This window comes from Streptomyces filipinensis (assembly GCF_014649495.1).
Lineage (GTDB): Bacteria > Actinomycetota > Actinomycetes > Streptomycetales > Streptomycetaceae > Streptomyces > Streptomyces filipinensis.
Map to the genome: position 1 here is coordinate 179,382 of NZ_BMTD01000015.1, position 18,678 is coordinate 198,059.

Annotated in this window: 15 protein-coding genes and 3 pseudogenes; 10 read left to right on the forward strand and 8 right to left on the reverse strand. The window is 70.4% G+C overall.

The features are described 5' to 3' along the window. The first annotated feature begins 33 nt into the window (after positions 1-33). Positions 34-711, forward strand: coding sequence for a hypothetical protein (locus tag IE244_RS29575; protein ID WP_191876610.1), 678 nt, complete (start codon positions 34-36; stop codon positions 709-711). 97 nt (positions 712-808) lie between these two features. On the opposite strand, the pseudogene IE244_RS29580 reads toward IE244_RS29575, so the two are convergent. Continuing rightward, positions 809-2,405, reverse strand: a pseudogene (locus tag IE244_RS29580) (FAD-binding oxidoreductase). 67 nt (positions 2,406-2,472) lie between these two features. Here IE244_RS29580 and IE244_RS29585 point away from each other — a divergent pair. Then, on the forward strand, positions 2,473-3,111 hold the full coding sequence (locus tag IE244_RS29585) for a TetR/AcrR family transcriptional regulator (protein ID WP_191876611.1): 639 nt from the start codon (positions 2,473-2,475) through the stop codon (positions 3,109-3,111). Positions 3,112-3,282: 171 nt separating this feature from the next. Here the strand turns inward: IE244_RS29585 and IE244_RS29590 are convergent, their stop codons facing one another. Further along, positions 3,283-3,783, reverse strand: a complete 501-nt coding sequence (locus IE244_RS29590; RefSeq protein WP_191876612.1) for a GNAT family N-acetyltransferase — start codon at positions 3,781-3,783, stop codon at positions 3,283-3,285. Then, positions 3,771-6,491 (reverse strand): NACHT domain-containing protein, encoded by a 2,721-nt coding sequence (locus IE244_RS29595; RefSeq protein WP_191876613.1) that lies wholly within the window; start codon positions 6,489-6,491, stop codon positions 3,771-3,773. The genes IE244_RS29590 and IE244_RS29595 overlap by 13 nt, the downstream gene beginning before the upstream one ends. 235 nt (positions 6,492-6,726) lie before the next feature. Here IE244_RS29595 and IE244_RS29600 point away from each other — a divergent pair, with 235 nt between their 5' ends. Beyond that, positions 6,727-6,981 (forward strand): hypothetical protein, encoded by a 255-nt coding sequence (locus IE244_RS29600; RefSeq protein WP_191876614.1) that lies wholly within the window; start codon positions 6,727-6,729, stop codon positions 6,979-6,981. A 315-nt stretch (positions 6,982-7,296) separates the two neighbouring features. On the opposite strand, the gene IE244_RS29605 is transcribed toward IE244_RS29600, so the two are convergent. After that, positions 7,297-7,839 (reverse strand): GNAT family N-acetyltransferase, encoded by a 543-nt coding sequence (locus IE244_RS29605; RefSeq protein WP_191876615.1) that lies wholly within the window; start codon positions 7,837-7,839, stop codon positions 7,297-7,299. A 319-nt stretch (positions 7,840-8,158) separates the two neighbouring features. Between IE244_RS29605 and IE244_RS29610 the strand changes: the two genes are divergently transcribed. Next, positions 8,159-8,803: a LysE family translocator gene (locus IE244_RS29610; RefSeq protein WP_191876616.1), complete on the forward strand. Its 645-nt coding sequence runs from the start codon at positions 8,159-8,161 to the stop codon at positions 8,801-8,803. 227 nt (positions 8,804-9,030) lie between these two features. Here IE244_RS29610 and IE244_RS29615 read toward each other — a convergent pair whose 3' ends face one another. Beyond that, a complete protein-coding gene (locus IE244_RS29615) occupies positions 9,031-10,443 on the reverse strand; it encodes an aminotransferase-like domain-containing protein (RefSeq protein ID WP_191876617.1) in 1,413 nt (470 codons plus the stop codon). Here IE244_RS29615 and IE244_RS29620 point away from each other — a divergent pair. Next, positions 10,442-11,698 carry an aminotransferase class V-fold PLP-dependent enzyme gene (locus IE244_RS29620; protein WP_191876618.1) on the forward strand — a complete coding sequence of 419 codons (1,257 nt, stop codon included), beginning with the start codon at positions 10,442-10,444 and terminating at the stop codon, positions 11,696-11,698. The two genes, IE244_RS29615 and IE244_RS29620, sit on opposite strands and share 2 nt — an antisense overlap. Continuing rightward, complete coding sequence (locus tag IE244_RS29625; protein ID WP_229854402.1) at positions 11,698-13,110, forward strand: MFS transporter; 1,413 nt, start codon at positions 11,698-11,700, stop codon at positions 13,108-13,110. The genes IE244_RS29620 and IE244_RS29625 overlap by 1 nt, the downstream gene beginning before the upstream one ends. 154 nt (positions 13,111-13,264) lie before the next feature. On the opposite strand, the pseudogene IE244_RS43410 reads toward IE244_RS29625, so the two are convergent. Beyond that, positions 13,265-13,431: pseudogene (locus tag IE244_RS43410) on the reverse strand (IS630 family transposase); the annotation flags it as partial. 703 nt (positions 13,432-14,134) lie between these two features. Here IE244_RS43410 and IE244_RS29635 point away from each other — a divergent pair. From IE244_RS29635 to IE244_RS29645, 3 genes are read left to right on the forward strand one after another with little or no spacing between them, the layout of a single operon-like run. Then, entirely contained in the window at positions 14,135-14,758 is a 624-nt protein-coding gene (locus IE244_RS29635) for a recombinase family protein (protein ID WP_308436299.1), read from the forward strand. A 31-nt stretch (positions 14,759-14,789) separates the two neighbouring features. Further along, a complete protein-coding gene (locus IE244_RS29640) occupies positions 14,790-15,164 on the forward strand; it encodes a hypothetical protein (protein ID WP_191876619.1) in 375 nt (124 codons plus the stop codon). A gap of 47 nt (positions 15,165-15,211) precedes the next feature. Next, complete coding sequence (locus tag IE244_RS29645) at positions 15,212-15,658, forward strand: hypothetical protein (protein WP_191876620.1); 447 nt, start codon at positions 15,212-15,214, stop codon at positions 15,656-15,658. Positions 15,659-15,820: 162 nt separating this feature from the next. Here IE244_RS29645 and IE244_RS29650 read toward each other — a convergent pair. Together IE244_RS29650 and IE244_RS42340 are read right to left on the reverse strand one after the other, a co-directional pair. Beyond that, positions 15,821-16,903: pseudogene (locus IE244_RS29650) on the reverse strand (Tn3 family transposase); the annotation flags it as partial. Next, positions 16,785-17,522, reverse strand: coding sequence for a dienelactone hydrolase family protein (locus tag IE244_RS42340; RefSeq protein ID WP_308436298.1), 738 nt, complete (start codon positions 17,520-17,522; stop codon positions 16,785-16,787). The gene IE244_RS42340 and the pseudogene IE244_RS29650, both read right to left, overlap by 119 nt. Here IE244_RS42340 and IE244_RS29660 point away from each other — a divergent pair. Further along, a complete protein-coding gene (locus IE244_RS29660; protein ID WP_191876621.1) occupies positions 17,521-18,567 on the forward strand; it encodes a GlxA family transcriptional regulator in 1,047 nt (348 codons plus the stop codon). The two genes, IE244_RS42340 and IE244_RS29660, sit on opposite strands and share 2 nt — an antisense overlap. The last annotated feature ends 111 nt before the right edge of the window (positions 18,568-18,678 follow it).

Sequence of the window (18,678 nt, forward strand, 5' to 3'; positions counted from 1 at the left end):
GGCACAGCGGACATGAACATATGGAGGGCTGCCGTGGCCGTCCTGGCGGTGGCAGCGACCGTCGCGGGATGCGGGTCCGGGAAGGAGGCGGACGGGAACCCCAAGGCTTCGGACAAGGCCGCCTCGCCCACGGCGGAGAAGCTCGCAGCCGACCCAGGTATCCGCTACACCAAGGTTGTCCCGCCGGCGATGGAAGGCCTGGTCTGCGACGAAGGCGACGGAGGCTTCCGCTTCGGCAGCGACCTCGACATCGGCGTCTACGGCGATGACGGCTTGAAGGAGATCGCCGACGACAGCGGTGACGTCGCCGATGAGATCTCCTGCTTCGGCAGCCCACGCATCGTCCTCCGCAAGGGCACGCGGTCGGCGTCGGCGCCCACGTTCACCGCCAGGACGACCCTGTACGAGAACGTCCCCGATCCCACGGCCTCTCTGGCCAAGATCTTCGACCACTCCATGAAGCTCAGCGTGAGCTACGGCCGCAACCTCACCGGCAAGCCCCAAATCTCCACGAGCCGCAGTATGGTGGCGAAGTGTCAGCAGAACGTCACTGACACCTTCCCCATGACCACATGCTTCTGGGCCAACTACAGAGCGGTCGGCGCCGTCGACTTCTTCCCGCCGGACGGCCAGTACGTGCCGATCGCCTCGGCCGCCGCGCTGACGAAGGACTTCGTCGGTCGTGCACTCAAGGGCACGGGCGGTTCCTGACAACCCCCGGCCGGGGAACGGCACATGTGCCGGACCGACGCGTACGACGCGAAATCCCGGAGCACCGGGCGACACGGCACACATGCCCGTCGTCGCGTCAGTCGACGAGGACGCCCGGATTGAGGATGTGATGGGGGTCGAGGGCGTCCTTGGCGGCGCGCAGCGCCAGTGCGAAGGGCTCGGGGCGCTGAAGGTCGTAGGCGGGGCGATGGTCGCGGCCGACTGCGTGGTGGTGGGTGATGGTCGCGCGGTAGCGGTGCAGGACGTCACTGGCGACGGCCTTGATGTCGTCCCAGAGGGAGACCTCGTCGCCGGGTCGGCCGGCGACGGCCACGGTGAAGTAGGGGGCGGCGCCGTCTGGGTAGACGTGGGTCAGGCGGCAGTTGACGGTGGCCGGTGGCCTTCAACGCGGCGGCGCCGACCTCCGTGCGGACGGCGTCGATCAGGGCGGGAACCTTGTCCCAGGTGACGGCGGTCTCGAAGGTCTCGACGACGGCGCCCATGCGGGCCAAGCCATCGCGCAGGTAGGGCATACGCAGGAACGCCGAGCGCCAGGCACTCACGGCCGAGTCGGCCGGGGCGTCGTGGTCCGCCGTCGGCGTCCCGGCGCGGCCGCCGTGGGCGCGGGCCAGGTCCAGCGCGCACGTGAGGCGGTCGTCGACGGGGGTGGTTGCGGATTCGAAACCCAGGACGAGGACGGCGGAGCCGTCGTGCGAGGCGCCGGACAGCAGTGCTTCACCGGAATCGAGCAGCCGGCAGTTGGCCGGGGTGAGGTCGGACTGGGCGATGGCACGCACCGCGTCGAGCGCACGGTGGAAGTCGGTGAAGGCGACAGACGCCGAGGCCTTGTGGCGCGGCCGCTCCTGCAGGCGCATCCACGCCTCGGTGATGACCCCGAGCGCGCCCTCGGAACCGAGGAACAGGCGGTCGGGCGATGGCCCCGCGCCGGACGCGGGCAGCCGCCAGGACGTGCAGGCGCCGGCGGGTGTGACCACGCGCAGGGATTGCACGAAGTCATCGATGTGGGTGCGGACGGTGGCGTAGTGGCCGCCGGCCCGGGTGGCCAGCCAGCCGCCGAGGGTGGAGAACTCGAAGCTCTGCGGGAAGTGGCGCAGCGTGAGGCCGTGGGGCCGCAGCTGCTCCTCCAGCACGGGACCGAGCGCGCCGGCCTGGATGCGGGCTGAGCGGCTGGTGGTGTCGATCTCGAGAACCCGGTCCATCGAGGTCAGATCCAGCGACAGCACGGCGCGGTGGTCGTCGCCTCGGTACTCGACGCCGCCGACCACCGAGGAGCCGCCACCGAAGGGGATGACGGCCACGCCATGCTCGCCGGCCCAGTCCAGCAGGTCGGCGACCTCTTGGTCGTCGGTCGGTCGGGCGACCAGGTCGGGGATCCGGCCGGCCCGGCCGCGCAGGGCCCGGATGACGTCGCGGTAGGCCTTGCCCATGGCGTGGGCGGCCCGCGCTTCGGGATCGCTGGTGACCAGGTGCGCCAGTGCGGGCGGAGGTGTCGCGCCGGGGCGGGTGATGGGCAGGTCGGTGACCCGGGGTATCGGCAGCGGGCGGGCCAGGGTGCCGGGCAGCAGGGCGCCCATGGCGGTGCATTCGGCGTCGTCGGGGTGGGCGTCGGCGTAGCCCCAGCCCCACCAGGAGCGGGTGCGGCAGGTGCCGGGGTCGGACGGGAGAGCAGGCATGGGGGCTCCCAGGCTGTGTCCAGGTAATTGACCGAGCGGTAAATTACCCTAGGGTTATATTGAGTCCATGACAACGCCCCCCTCCAGAGCCGGCACCAAGGGCGTGCCCAGGGCCGCACGCGAGCGCCAGGTGCTGGCCGCGGCAACCGAGGAGTTCGGCCGCCGCGGCTACGAGGCCACCACCGTTGCCGCCATCGCCGCCCGCGTGGGCGTCACCAAGCCACTGCTGCACCACTATTTCGGCGGCAAGCAGGACCTCTACGTCGCCTGCCTGAATCTGGTCGGCGACCGGCTGCTGGACGCGATCGGCGCCGCGATGGCCCAGCACGACCCCAGTGCGCCGCCCACTCCCCTGCGCGTGCTGCACGCCCTGTTCACCGCCCTGGACGGGCAGCGCGAAGCGTGGTTCGTCCTCTACGACGCCACGCTGCCGCCCGACAGCGAAGCCGCCCGACGCGCGGCGTGCTACCGCGGCGCCATCGACGACCTCGCCAAGCTCGGCACCGCCGACCTGCTGCACGCGGCCGGATCCAATGACCCGCTCGACGCCGACGCCCTCACATACGCCTGGCGCGGCCTGTGTACCGCCCTGGTCCGCTGGTGGGTCAACCACCCCGACCAGTCACCGGAAGCCATGGCGCAACGCTGCGCGCGGCTCTTCGCGGCCAGCCGCAGCATCCTCACCACCGGCGACGAGAGCATGTGAGCCTGGCCGCCGGCCCGGTCACTCCGGTAGGGCTGCTGGTACGAGTGCTGAACCGGCACCGACGCGGGCCACCGGTCCGGCGGCTCGGCACGGGGTCCGCAGCGGCCTGCGTAGAGGGGTGGACGGCGAAGAGGGGGACGCCGGGGAGGGGTGGACGGCGAACGTCGCGGGCTAAGGCTGGAGTACCAGGTCCCGCTGGTACCACGTGCCTGGCTTGCCGCCGAGGTCGGCCGGGTCGGCTGGGCCGACCGGGACGAACCCGGCTTTGGTCAGCACCTTCTGGGACGCGACATTCACGTGTGCGGTGGCCGCCCGCAGGGTGCGCAGCCCGTGCCGCGCCGCCGCCAGCCGGCACAGCTCCCGGACGGTCGCGGTCGCCACGCCCCGACCGGCCACGTGCTGCGCGACCCGGTAGCCGAGTTCGGCGGTGTGATCCTCGATGTCGACCAGGTTGAACCTGCCCAGTACCGAGCCGTCCTCGGCGACGAGCACGTGGAAGGCGCAGATCCCGGCCTCCTGCTCAGCCAGCAAGGCGTTGTACCGGTCGGTGAACTGGTCGAAGTAGTCGTCGCCGCGGTCGGAGACCGCGGCCGCGAAGTAGGTGCGGTTCGCCAGCTCGAAGGCCAGGACCGCCGGGGCATGACCAGCATGCAGACGCTTCAGCTCGGGCATCGCCCGACTCTACCGAGATCCTCGTTGTCCTCCTCCGTCGGAGACGTGCGCGTGTCTGCGCCCGTCCGGTGGTCCATCAGCCGCGGCAGGAGATCCTCGACGGCAGTGTTCAGGTGGAGTTGGAGCTGGTGGTGCGGGAAGAAGAACCCGCTGTCGGTGCGGTGGAGCAGGATGCGCTCCTCCGCCGTGTGCAGGAACCGCCGGTACCGGTAGGGGGTGCGCCCCCGGTACGCCAGGATCGCCCTGATCGTCCAGTGCCGCAGGACGGCCAGCCCTCCGTACCGGAAGCCCCGGACCACGGCGAACAGCGTGCCGAGCAGGGCGGCGACGAAGCCGGCCCGGCGCAGGTCGTGGCCGGGCACGGCGAAGCCGATCAGCACGAGCAGGCTCATGCCGCCCACCGCCAGCCCCGCGAGGCCGTGGACCAGCGAGAATCGGACCGTGCGGCGTACACCGTCGTTGGGGCGTGGGCGGCGGTCCTGCAGCGAGGGCTCGAATTGATTGCCGGCGAGGTAGATCAGGCCCATCAGCAGGGCGGAGGCCGGGCCGATCCACGGGGGCTTCGGGCAGAGCAGGTGGACGACGTACCCGAGCAGGCAGTCGATGGCGATCCACTGCAGCGCGGACAGTGTGCCGCGCGCCAGTGGTGAGTGGATCACGTACTCCCGCCGGCGCCAGGTCCACCGCAGTTGCTCCACCGGCTGGAACACATCGGTGTAGCCGGCTTCCATTTGGGTGAGCGCGACCCAGAAGTAGGCGAGTCCCACCACGACACATCCGGGCGCGCTCAGGTCGGCCCCCACCATGAAGACCAACCAGGCCAGGAGGAGAAGCATCAGAGGCGCGTTGGCCATCATGGGGATCACCAGGGCCCCGCGCTCCCGGCCGGTACGGGCCTCGCCCCCGTCCTCGCGTTCGTCGGTCTTCAGGAAGTGCCGCTCCGACCGGTACGCCTGCGCGCCGATGTTGACGGCCATGGCCAGGGCGAGGGCGTCGGCGTCCCGGAGGCTGGTGTGCAGCACGCCGGCCCGGACGGCGACCGTCAGCCACACCAGGGGCAGCCCGAGGGCGAGGAAGGACATGGTCACGTTGGGGATGATCCGCGGGATGATCCCTTCGGTGCGGGACAACCAGCTCAGGTCCAGCCGGTCCAGGTAGAGCACCCGTTCCTCACGTGCGGTGAGCGTCCGGGCCAGCCAGGTCAGCCAGGTCAGGGTCCGCTCGGGGGCCTCGTCCGGTCTCGGGCGCTCGCGTCGCAGGCACTCCCGTGTGTACGCGTCGAAGATCCGGTTGCGACGCTCGGCGAGGCTGCCGGGGGCGCGCAGGTCATTGGCCGGCCGGTTGCGGTAGGTGAGCCTGATGAAGCTGAGCATCATCGGCGACTGGAACAGCGGCCAAAGGTCCAGGTCTTCCTTCAGCGCGGCGTGGACGTCTGCGAGGGCTTCCCGGTCCTCTTCGAGGAACTCCTGTACGTCGCGCTGGTCGGGGGGCTGTATCTCGACGTAACGCAGCGCACGGAGGTCGAAGGCCAGCCGGCGCAGGTCGGCCTCGTCCGTCCGGCAGCCCACGGCGATGCCCGGGCAGAGCCGGCGCAGGCGCCGGAGTTCGGCGACGCACTTGGGGCGGTCCCGCTCCGGCACCTCGTCCAGGCCGTCCAGCACCGGCAGCAGCCGGTGCTCGCTCAACCAGGTCCGCACCAGCACGCCCGAGACGCCCCGGTAGGTTCTCATGGCGGTGGCCAGCCACTCCTCGATGGGTTCGCCTCGGTAGGTGTCCAGCCGTAAGAAGACCGGGACGTGGAGGGGTTCGCCGGTGTCGGGGCTGCTCAGCGCCTCCACGGCCAGCCGGTGGGCGAGCCGGGCGAGCTGGGTGGTCTTGCCCATGCCCGGCCTGCCGAGCACCACCAACTCGTCGGTGTCCCCGTAGAGCGCGCGGATGTTCGTCACCCCGGTCGGCACCGGCACGGGGTCGGGCGCGTTTCGCCGGGCTCTCCTCGTGCGACGTCGGCGGCGTTCGCGGCCGAGGGGCCCCCGGGCCGGCTGCTTCTCGGTGAGGATCACGAAATGGGGCGTGAGGTAGTGGTAGGCCTCGGCCCGGCCGAGCTCGACGGCAGTCCGGTCCCTGACTTGCTTGACGAGCCGGCGACGCATCCGTATCGCGTTGCTGTCCCGGCGGGCCCGGGCCGGCCAGGTGACGGCCATGACGACCCACGCGACGAGCGTCCGGAGGAGTCGCCGAACCGGATAGCGGCGCTCCCCCGCGCCGGGGGCGGTCGAGCCCGTATCCGGCGCGGCACCGGCTCCCGTGCCGTCACCGCCCGGGTCGCCCGCCTCTCGCTCGTCCTCCACCCCGGGCAGCAGGAGACGAGCAGGCTGCTGCTCCTCGTCACCCGCCTCGTGCTGCATCCGTGCCGCATGCCAGCGCGGCTCCCACTCGTCGGCGTCCCCGCCCAGAGCTGTGACGATCGACCGGAACGGGACCAGCTGCGGCCGCCGCTTGCCGGAGAACGACTCGGAGACATAGGACCGGCTGATATGAGCGGCCTTGGCCAGTGCGATGACCGTGGGACGGTCGCCTGGGTCGAGTGCTTCGTAGAGCTCGTCGAAGACCCGGCGCATCAGCGCCACCCAGGGTCGCAACTCCGGTGTGGCCGTAGCGGGGTCCGGGCGTTGCGGACCCTTGCGCTGGTAGCCGGACCCTCCTGCCATCCCGTTCTCCTTGTTCACGAGCCGTGCATTCCTGTTCACGCGTTCGCAGCTGCCGGAAGTGCCTGGTCGGCGGCGTGCGGCAGGCCGTAGAACTGTGCTCGTCGGACGGCGCTGACCGATCCCGCCGCAACCGCCCCCTACGGCCCCGGTGTGCTCATCCTGGCCTGCGTGGCGGGATTTGTCCGGCCAACTGCTCGTTTCCGAGACTGACTTGACGTATCCGAGGAGTCCTCACATGGCAGCTTCACGTCTTCTCGCCTCTCTCAGTGGCGTTTTGACCGGGTTGGGGGTGCCGGCCGAGGCACCGTGGTGGGTGCACGTCTCACTGACGTTCACGACCCTCCTCGTCCTGCGCGCCGAGGCCCTCGTCAACGCCCACAACGAGGTCCGCCGCGGCCTCCACGAAAGCCGCCTCCTGTCCGAGCTCCCCCGTCGGCAGGCTCTCGCCTACCTCCGCGAGGTCCGGCGCTCCCGCCCCCGTCGCCGATGAAGTGCTGTCCCCGCCCGGCCTGGTGGTGGAGGAACAGGCCGACGGCCCGCCGCGGGACAGGCGCCCATGCCCTACGGGCAGGACTGGACCCATCTGTTCGACCCCTCAGGCTTCGCGCACCTCGCCACGGGGATCGCGGTCCCGGTCAGCCACGATCGTCCTGGCCACCTGCCCTCAGCCGAGGTCGACCACGCCGTGCCCGGCACCCAGTTCCGGTTCGTCGAGCATGCGCCGCTTGTAGGAGCGGCCCGAGACCGCTCGCGGCGAGCCGGTCGAGAAAGGTGACGGAATCGGGTCTGGCCGTCTCGACGCAGCCTAGACCTTCGAGTCCTTCTTCCAGTCCTGGACGAGGAGCCCGAGCAACACCTCGTCCAGGAACTCGCCCATCACCCAGGCCGAGGAGCGCAGCACGCCCTCGCGGACGAAGCCGTTGCGCTCGGCGGAGCGCAGCATCGCGGCGTTGTCCGACAGGGTCTCGATCTGCAGCCGCTGCAGGCCGCGCACGACGAAACCGTAGTGGCACAGCACGGCGACCACATCGGTGCCGTAGCCCTTGCCGCGGCAGGACGGCAGCAGCCCCAGCCCGATGTGCGCGGACCGGTTGTGGTTGTCGATGCCCCACAGCGTCGCCGTACCGACCAGCGTGCCGCCGTCCAGCTCCACCACGGAGAACGGCACGTGCCCTTGCTCCCTGTCGTCCACCACAAGCCGCGGATCCTTCGAGCCGGGCGTGATCGGCCGCCACGGCCGGCTGTCGGCCCGCGAGGAGTTGACCACGTCGTCGTAGAGCTCGGCCCGCAGGATCGGAACGTCTTCCTCGTGCCGCGCCCTGAGCGCAACCTTGTCGCCTCTTAGCATGCAGGCTTCCTATCCGACGGACCGGCCGAGGACAAACCAATAAGCCGTCGCCTCAGTTGCGGTAGCAGCGGTAGCAGTTGAGGGAGGTGACGATGACGCGCAACGCCAGGCTCGTTGGCCCGCAGGGCCGGCTGCTGCCAGGACCAGCCGTGCCGCCGCCCCGGTACCGGGCGGCCCTCCCCCGGCGACACCGAGCGGCAGGGCCGTATCCTGAGGCAGGCGATGCAGGCACTGCCGATGCGTCGCAGCCGCCCGCCGCAGCCGGGCGCCGCCCCCACTCCGGGTACCAGGTGCCCGGCGAACGATCAGGAGTCGACCGGTGATCAGTCTGGCCGCAGTGGGGGGAGTGGCCCTGGTCGAACTGGGTATGGCCCTGACTCCGGGACCGAACATGATCCACCTCGCCTCTCGCGCGATCACCCAAGGCCGCAGGGCGGGTCTGGTCAGCCTGAGCGGGACCGCCGTGGGATTCCTGTGCTACCTGCTGGCCGCGGCCGCAGGCCTGTCCGCGTTGTTCGCCGCCGTGCCGCTGGCGTTCACGGTGGTCAAGCTCGCCGGTGCCGCCTACCTGGCCCACCTGGCCTGGGGCATGCTCAAGCCCGGTGGCCGCTCGCCCTTCGACCCGGTCCAGGACCTGCCTCCGGTCTCTGACGCCCGCCTGTTCTCGATGGGGCTCCTGACCAATCTCCTCAACCCCAAGATCGCTCTCATGTACGCCGCTCTTCTGCCCCAGTTCATGGATCCGCAGGCGGGCCCGGACTGGGCGCAACTGCTCCAACTCGGCAGTGTGCAGATCACCGTGGGGATCACCGTGAACGCTCTGATCATGCTGGGCGCAGCACGGGTGTCGGGATTCCTGGCCGCCCGGCCCCGCGTGATGAATGCTCAGCGGTTCGCGTCAGGCGGCTTGCTCGGCATCTTCGCGCTCCGCACCGCCCTGTCCCGTACGCCTGTCTCGGCCTGAGCCACGCCCGCGCGCCTGTGACACCCATGCCGCTGGGATCTGCCGGACACGTCACGGAGATCGATGACGCGGTCGTGAGTGATCTGGCTCTTCTCATCAGCAGCGCCCGGCGCCAGAACCAGAGCCTCTACCGCACGGACTGCGGCACGCCCCGGCACACGCCGATGGTCACCGTGCGGGTGCGCGGGGGCGTGGTAGGGCCAAGTGGACACCGGGTGTACCGCGCTTCACGTCGTAGCGCAGGCTTGTGCCGCCGCGCCGAGACGACGGACGCCCTCGGCGAGGTCGGCGAGGTTCTCGGAGGCTGCGAATCCGAGCCTCAGGCAGGCGCCTGGTTGTTCGGCCGGGAAGTAGCGGGCGCCCGCGTTGACCGCCACACCGTGGGCCCGTGCCGCGTCCGCGACGGCGGAGTCCTCAAGGCCGGGCGGTAGTTGGACCCACAGGTGCAGGCCACCTTCCGGGATCCGGGTCGGCGTCCACTCGGGCAGTTCGCGGGCCAGGGCTCCGGTCAGTACCGCGCAACGCTCCCTCAACTGCGCGGCAAGGGCGCGCAGATGCCGGTCCCACGCGGGAGTGCTCACCAGCTCCAGGGCCGCCTCCTGCAGCGGCCTGGCGACGAAGAAGTCGTCGACCCGGCGCATCCCCTGCAGTCTTCGCATCACCGGTCCACGGGCGATCACCGCCCCGATGCGCAGGCTTGGCGAGGCCGGCTTGGTCAGCGAGGTCAGCTGGATCACGGTGCCGTCGCGGTCGTCCGCGACCAGAGGGAGGGGCACCGGGCCGCCGTGGCCGAGGTGGCGGGCGAAGTCGTCCTCGACGAGGAACGCCCCGGCGGCGCGGGCCACGTCCACGACCTGGCGGCGGCGCGCCGGCGCGAGCACGGCGCCCGTCGGATTGTGGAAGGTGGGCTGGCAGTACAGCAGCCGGGCCCCGGTCACGGCGAAGGCGTCGGCCAGCAGGTCGGGGCGGACACCGTCGTCGTCCATCGGTACGGCGACCGGGCGGAGCCCCGCCGCGCGGGCGGCGGCCAGCGCGCCCGGATACGTCGGCGACTCCACCAGCACCGGGCTGCCCGGCGCGGCCAGCGCCCGGAACAGCATCGACAGCGCGCCCTGGCCGCCGCCGGTGATCAGTACGTCCTCAGGGCCGACCGCGCTTCCGGTCGCCTGGGCGAAGACCGCGCGCAGCGGTGCCAGGCCCGCGGCGGATGCCCGGTCCCAGGCGCCGGGACGGCGGGCCGCCCGGGCCAGCGCCGCGCTCAACGCCCGTTCGGGGCGCAGCGACGGGTGCAGATAGCCGCCTGCCATGGCGATCCCGCCCGCGGGTGGCGCATCCGGCAGGCCGTCCGCCGCGCCCGGATCGAAGTCACGTCCGGCGAGGGCCACCACCTGCCACGAGGTGTCCGGCGCATCGGCGGCCGAGCGAGCGCGGCGCGGGGCGACGTACGTGCCACTGCCCGGCCGGGTGACCACCTCGCCCTCGGCCGACAGTTGGGCGAACGCCCTCGACACCGTCACCGGGCTGACGCCGTGACGCATCGTCAACTCCCGGCTGCTGGGCAGCCGGTCACCGGGCGTGAGACGCGCGATCTCCGTGCGCAGTATCCCTACCAGCGCCTCAGTACTGCTACTCTCAGACATGAGACAACAGAGTAACGCTTCTCTCCCTGCTGAAGAATCGCTTCTCGAAACGGCGGCAGGGATCCAGGCGCTCCGCGCCGACACCCCGGGCTGCGAGTCGGTCATCCACTTCAACAACGCGGGCTGCGGCCTGGTGGCACGCCCCGTCCTCACGGCGATGACCGACCACCTCCAACTGGAGGCGGAGATCGGCGGATACGAGGCCTCCGCCGCACGGGACGTCCAGGTCCGTGACTTCTACGCGTCGATCGCCGACCTCCTGGGCACCGGACCCGGCAACATAGCCTTCGCCGGCAGCGCGACGCACGCGTACACCAAGGCCCTGTCGGCGATCGACTTCCGGGCCGGCGACGTCATCCTCACCACGCGCAACGACTTCATCTCCAACCAGATCGCGTTCCTGGCCCTGCGCAAACGCTTCGGCGTCGAGGTCGTCCACGCCCCCGACCTCCCCGACGGCAGGGGCGTCGACGTCGACGCCATGGCGGCGCTCATGCGCTACCGCCGCCCCCGCCTCGTCGCCGCGACGCATGTACCCACCAACTCCGGCCTGGTCCAGCCGGTGGCCGAGATCGGCCGCCACTGCCGGGAGCTGGGACTGCTCTACCTCGTGGACGCCTGCCAGTCGGTGGGGCAGTACCCGATCGACGTGGACGGGATCGGCTGCGACCTGCTCACCGCGACCTGCCGCAAGTTCCTGCGCGGCCCGCGCGGTTCGGGCTTCCTCTACGTCTCCGACCGCGTCCTGCGGGAGGGCTACGAGCCCTTGTTCATCGACATGTACGGCGCCCGCTGGGTCGAGCCCGAGGCATACCGGCCGGTGGACAGCGCGGCACGGTTCGAGGAGTGGGAGTTCCCGTACGCCACCCTGCTCGGCTGCGCGGCGGCGGTGCGCTACGCCCTCCGCGTCGGCCTGGAGCCGATCTCCCGCCGGACGCCCGCGCTGGCCGCCCGGCTTCGCGACCACCTGGCGGGTATCCCCGGCGTACGGCTCCTCGACCGCGGGCCGGCCCCGGCAGCGCTCGTCACCTTCGAGGTCGAGGGCTGGCAGCCACAGCCGTTCAAGACCGCCCTGGACGAACGGGGCGTCAACTCGGCTCTGAGCTTCCGCGAGTTCGCGCAGTACGACTTCGGCGACAAGGACGTCGACTGGTGCCTGCGCCTGTCACCGCACTACTACAACACCGAGGACGAGGTCGACACGGTCGCCGCGGCCGTCGCCGAACTCGCCGAACGCGGGCGGAGGAACCGCTGATGGCGGCGGCGAACGCAACGGCGGCCGGCCCGGAGGCGGCGGCCGGCCCGGAGGCGGCGGCCGGCCCGGAGGCGGCGGCCGGCCCGGAGGCGGCGGCCGGCCCGGAGGCGGCGGCCGGCCCGGAGGCGGCGGCCGGTCCGGAGGCGGCGGCCGGGAAACCGCCCAGGACCCTGTGGCACAACGGCGACTTCCTCAAGTTCTGGCTGGGCGAGACCGTGTCGCTGCTCGGCACCCAGGTGACGACCCTCGCGCTGCCCCTCACCGCCATCCGTGCGTTCGGGGCGAGCGACGAGCAGGTGGGACTGCTGCGGTTCCTGCAGCTCGCCCCCTATCTCGGCCTCGCCCTGGTCTTCGGGGTGTGGGTGGACCGGGTCCGCAGGCGCAGGGTCATGCTCGCGGCGAACCTGGTCCGGATGGTCCTGCTGGCGCTGGTCCCCGTCCTGCACTGGGCGGACGCCCTCAGCATGGTCACCCTGACGGTCATCGCGTGCGCCGTCGGTGTCGCGTCGGTGCTGTTCGACGTGAGCTGGATGTCGTACGTCCCCACGCTGGTCCGCGACCCCGATCAGTATGTCGAGGCGAGCGCGAAGATGGGCGTCAGCTCCTCCACGGCGGATGTGGCGGGACCCGGTCTGGCAGGCGTCCTGGTGTCGGCGCTGACGGCACCGGTGGCACTGATCGTGGACGCCTTCTCGTACCTGGTCTCCGTGCTCTCCCTGCTGCTCATCCGCACGCCCGAGCCGCGTCCGAAGCAGGGCGCTCGCCGCCACATCCGGTCGGAGCTGCGGGACGGCCTCCGCTGGGTCATGACGGACAGGATCCTGCGCGCCTTGGCGCTCGTCGGGTTCTGCTGCAACTTCTCCATGATCACCGTATGGACGATGTTCCTGATCCACGGCACACACGACCTGCGTCTCGCCCCTTCGGTTCTCGGCGGCATCTTCGCCACGGCCTCGGTGGGCGGCCTCATCGGCGCGTTGGTCTCCGGGCGGGTGATCGATCGGTTCCGCCTCGGACGCGTCTACCTGCTGGCCCAGTCGGCCCTGCTGCTCGGCCCGAGCCTCCTCGCCGTCGCCGCCGGACCGAGCTGGCTGGTGATCGCGATGTGCGTGACGTCCTTCTTCGTCACGTACCTGGGACTCGGCGTCGCCAACGTCATCATCGTCAGCCTCCGCCAGACGAGCACTCCCGCGTCCATGATGGGGCGGATGACCGCGGCCTTCCGGACACTGCTGTTCGGCGGCGGCGCACTCGGTGGCCTGACCGCCGGACTCCTGACCGGCGCGCTCGGCGGCAGAGGCGCCCTGACCGTCGCGGCGGTCGGCTCCGCCGCCGTGGCGATCGGACTCTTCGCGTCCCCTGTCACCAGGCTGGCAGCCCTGCCGTCACCGGCCGAGCCACGTGCGCGGTGACCGCCAACGCCGTCGTGGCGGGGCTGTGGTGCTGTTACCCCCTCCGCAGTTCTTGCGCGCCTGGAACTGGGAGCCCGTTTCGGGTATTTCCTGGCAGTGATGCCGGCCTCCTGGCGGAGCGGGATCCGAGGGCCTGGTCAGGCTCCACCCCGCTCGGCCGGCCGCCCTCGTACTTCGGGCAGAGGGAGTCGAAGCTGTCGGCGTTGAGTTTGTGGATCACGTCCCGGGGCCCGGGCCGGGGCTGGTGCATGTCACCTCGGCGGTCTTCGCCGCCGGCGTGTCCTGCGCGGACAGCAGCAGCATCTCGGCCCGCCGCCAGGTGGCGGGCAGAGGTCGGTTCCCGTGCGGGTGCAGGCGGTCGGTGAGGAAGGCGAGGATCTCGTCGCGGGCCAGGACCGTGGGGTGGCCGGCCTCGTCGACGAGATGGGCGGTGACGACGCTGTGCGGGGTACCGACCAGGTCGGCGAAGAACGGCGGCGGAGCCGGGTTGGCCGCGCTGTCCGGGAGGACACGCCCGTCGAAGGCGTCGCCGAGCGGCGCGCGGTAGGCGGCGAAGCGCTGCCCCGTGCACCAGCGGTCACCCTCGAACCGGTAGGCGAGGACGGTGAGTCCGTCGCGATCGAGCCGGTCGCGCACCGCGCGCGCGTCCGCCGCGTCGAGTTCGAGTCGGCCCTGTTCTCGTATAGCTACGACGAACGGACATGTAGCGCTGCGTAACACCCAAGGGCGGAGTCGCGGTCAGGGGCAACGAGGCAGCGGGTAGGCGTGGTGACGCTTCTTGTGCTTGCCTTCACGCGACCGAGCGGCCTTGCTCGATCGGTGGCAGGTGGCCGCTTATGTGATCCAGATGGGGCCGCACGGTCCAGGGCTCCCTCATCAAAGGGCCGTCGGTGGTTCTTGAAGCACCAGGGTTTTTGAGGGAGTTCTTGAGGGCCTGGGACCCCTTCGAGGGGCACTTCGGCCGATCCTCAGAAAACGATGGTTAGTTGACGGCACACTGACTTCCGTGGCCGCCCTGACCGACATGCTCGACGCCGACGACAACCTCCTCGTCGCCTTCCCGCTCCACCCGACAGAGATCCGCATCGGCTACGCGCGGGTATCCACGGGTGGGCAGAAGCTCGACCGGCAGATCGACGCACTCACCGAGGCAAGGTGCCGACGCATCTTCGCCGACAAGAAGTCCGGGAAGAACGACATGCGCCCGGAGCTGAAGGCGTGCCACGCCTTCCTACAGGCCGGCGACACCCTGGTCGTCCCCTCCCTGGACCGGTACGGCCGCTCTTTGCAGGACCTGGTGAACATGGTCGCCGAGCTGCGTGAACGGGGGATCGGCTTCTCCTCGCTTCACGAGAGGCTCGACACCCTCACCCCCGGCGGCAGATTGATCTTCCACGTCTTCGCGGCGCTTGCGGAGTTCATCAGGGAGCTGATCGTGCAGGGCACGAACGAAGGCCTGGCTGCCGCGCGGGCCCGTGGACGCGTCGGCGGACGGCCCACCGTCGTCAACGACGACCTAATCCGCAAGGCCCGGGACATGCTGCCCAATCCGGAGAACAGTGTCGAGTCGATCGCCAAGATCCTCGGTGTTTCCGTCGGCACTCTCTACAACCACATCCCAGACCTCAAACAGCTTCGGAACGCGTAAACCTCGCAGAGGTTGGAAGGAACTCGAATCCATGGATGACAATGAATCCGGTACCACCTGGAACATCACGGGCTCGCAGGGCTTCATTGCTGGCTCACAGAGCAACTTCACCCAGAACAACAATCACAGCACTGGATTCCGGGTCGAAGATGTAACCACCTTGGTCGAAATGATCAGAAGGAACGGTGACCTTCTGGAACTTCCAGATGCCCAGCGGGAAGAACTCATCCAGGATGCAGAGGTCCTTGAGGACGAGGCAACAAGTTCTCACCCCGACGAGGGAAGGATGCGGAAAATCGCCCGGAGGATCAGGGAAATCCTCACGTCGGCCCCTACGGATTCCATGGTCCAGCAGATGCTTCTCTCGGCCTTCAACCAGGGGATCGGTTCAGCCCTGGGCGGCTAGCAGGTAGTCATGTCGAACGCAGGACCAGCAGATATGGAGAGGCCACGTTGGACCCCAGCATGTTGCCTGACGGCGAATTGGATCTTCTTGAGTTCCTCTACGAGGAATCTCAACGCCCTCTCGGACCCGAGCATCCCGTCAAACATGACTGCTTTCACTGTCAACTCGAAGCCAAGGTCAGAGCCCAAACCCCCGCCCCACCTGAAGGGAACCCCGTGCCTTTGGAGCGGATTCCCGGGGAGCTTGTGGAGAGCGTAGAGCCGCTGGCAGCGAAGAATCTCGCCGCCATGACCACAATCCGAGCTGACCGGGCTGTTCGACTCACCGAAAGCGGACAACGCGTCTATCGTGAATATCTCAGGCAGAGACAGCAGGCTCGATACGAGGCGCGCCTGCGCGGCAACCCGGCGACCGTCATCAACATTCGTGATTCGCACGGATTCATTGCGGGCTCGCAACGTGATTTCACCCAAGACAATCACGGCGATTTCTGAGGGGCATGAGAGAGGGGAATCGCCCGCGTCAGCCTCACTGCTTGGCCGACCGGCAGCGGCCAACGCGTATGCCGGGCTCGACCTGGTTCGCGTCCTCGAGGGTCGTTGGTTGCGCAGCGGTACGCCCGGGCTCAGCCATGCAGGCACCGTACGCCCGGCCGGTCACGCGGGTGCCGGGGTGGCCTCGTCCTGCGGCCCGCGCGGTCCGGGCACCGGCGTGGCCGGGCGGGTGAGGTCCAGGTCGAGGCGGCTGTTCATGGCCAGCTCGAACCGGCCATAAGGGTTCACGTGCGTCCAGAACAGCGGGGACAGCGCCCGTCGGTCCGCATCGGTGAGCGTTGCGGACCACTTCGGGTCAGCGAGGACCTGCTGTATCAGCGGCGTGTTGACGTGGACCAGGGCGGACTGGAGCAGGTGGAGGGCGAGCATGGATACCTCCTGGGACTCCTTGTCCGCACCTGCCAGGTCGCCGTCCTTGCCGTAGAAGAGGTCCCTGTTCGCGCTGTTCCCGTTCTCCACGACCTGCAACCCCTCGTGGATCTCCTGCCTCAGCTCCACGTCGGCGAGGTAGTCACAGACGAACGCCGTACGCACCGCCCGCCCGAGTTCCTCGATTGCCTGGTAGGTGGGGTGCTTCGGCCCGCCGCGGGTGAAACGCCGTAGGACCTGCTCGGCCTCGGCGGTGCCCAGGCGCAGGGCGGTGGTGTACTTGACGATCTGGTCATACTGCTGGCGGATCAGGTCCCAGTTGATCGTCTTGGTGGACCGTACTGGCACGAGGTTCGGCCAGTTGTCGTCCTCGCCGGCTGCCGGCCGGTACAGCCGGGCGGAGCCGATGTTCTTCAGCCTGGGCATCAGCTTGAAGTCGAGCATGTGGGCGAAGGCGAAGCCGACGATGGACGCGCCATGGGTGTCGGTGTACTGCCGGTCGACCTCCATGTCGGTGCAGTGCCGTAGCACACCCTCGATCATCGAGGCGACCTCAGAGGCCGAACAGGACTTGAGTTGGGAGTAGATGCACACCGACTTGCGTTCGACGTGCCAGTAGATCATCACGCCGGGGCCGCGGTAGCGCTAGTGCCACTCGGTCATCAGGTTCGAGGACCAGGAGCCGAACTTTCGGCTGTCAGAGGCGCAGGCGGTGCCGGTGCCCCACCACATCTCGTCCCGGGCGGCCAAGGTGGCGTTGACCAACTTCACCAGCGCGGCACGCACGTTGGGTCGATTGACGAACAGGTGCCGTACCCGCCGCAGCGTTGCCTCGCTCTCGCCGTGCCTGCCAGTCACCGCGACGCGCTTGATGCCCCTCCAGGGCCATGGTGAGGGCGAAGTTGCCGGTGAAGCACAAACCGATCGCCCCCACCCCTGGACCACCGCACGCGGTGTGGGCCTGGCGCGCCAGGCCGCGCAGCCAGACCGTCACCGGGCTGGTGCCGCCTCCGGCGAAGGCGCGGAACTCCGCGCTGACACAGGCGCGTCGGACGACCTCCCGGCCGCCCTCGACCGTGGGGAAGGCGCCGTCCGTCCCGAACAGGGAGGGCACATGGACGGTGAAACCCGCGTCCCGCACCCAGCGCGCGAGCCGCAGGACGTCGGGGCTGATGCCCGGCATCTCGGGCAGCACCACGACCGCGGGCCCCGTCCCGGCCACGTACACCGTCTTCGCCACCCCCTCAACTGTCACGCTCCGGCGGGTGAAGTCGGTGATCGGATCGCTGTCGTTCATGGGGCCAGCCTGGTCCCGGGGCCGGCCGCCCGGTGAGGGGCGGGATCGCCAAGGCCAGGGGTAATCTCGCCACACGCGCGCGCGGCGAGCGGAACGTGGTCGGGGACCGGGACCGGGGACAGGGGGTACGCAAGCCATGGCGGAGGCGGCGCGGCAGGCGGAGGACGGTGCGGGTACGGGCGGCGGACCGGGTGCGCTGCGGGTCGGGGTCCTGGCGTACCCGGGCTGCTTCGCGTCCGAAGTGTTCGGGGTCCCCGACCTGTTGACGATGGCCGGGCATGTCGCCGGACCGGACGCGCCCGGCTACCGGGTGTCGGTCGTCTCGCCCCGCCGCCGGGTCACCGCCTCGGGCGGGGCGAGCCTGGACGTGCGTCCCTTGCGCGAGGTCGACGTCCTGGTGGTCCCCGGCTTCGAACTGCGCCCGGACACGGACCTCGACCCGCGGCTCGCCCGGCTCGCCCCCGAGATCGCGGCGATCCGCGCGCAGGCCGCCGCCGGCACCGCCATCGTCTCCCTCTGCGTCGGCGCGTTCCTGCTCGCCGAGGCCGGGCTCCTCGACCGGCGTCGGGCCACCACCTCCTGGCTGCACGCCGGCGAGCTGGCCAGGCCCTGCCCGGATGCCGACGTGCGGCCCGAACACCTGGTCGTCACCGACACGGGGGTGACGACCACAGCCGCCTTCAGCGCCATGTACGACTTCGCGCTGGACCTGATCCGCCGGCACAACGGCGCCCGGGTGGCCCGCACCACCGCCCGGCTGACGCTCGTCGACGACGCGCGGACCTCTCAGGCCCCGTACGTCGACCCACGACTGCTCCCCCAGCCCGGCCACGAGTTCTCCCAACGGGTCATGCGACGGCTCGACCAGAACCTCGCCGAGCGGTACGACCTCGCAGCGCTCGCGGACGCCTTCCGGGTCAGCACCCGCACCCTGCTGCGCCGGTTCGCCGATGAGACCGGACGCAGCCCGCTGGCCCATCTGCAGGACTCGCGGGTCCGCCGCGCCCGCCATCCTCTGGAGACCACCGACCGCACGGTCGCCTCCGTCGCCGCGGCCGTCGGCTACCAGGACCCCGGCACCTTCGCCGCCCTCTTCGCCCGCCACACCGGCCATCGGCCGAGCGCCTACCGGACCGCCTTCCGCCGCACGGCCCGGACGTCCGCCCTGGCCGGCGGCGCCTAGGCGCGGAGGGGCACACCCCGGTTCGACCGTGGCAGACCGGCCGCGGACGGTTCGCTCGCCGGGCCGCCGACGGCACCTTCGAGCGCCTCTGCTCCACCCGCGCCTTCCGGA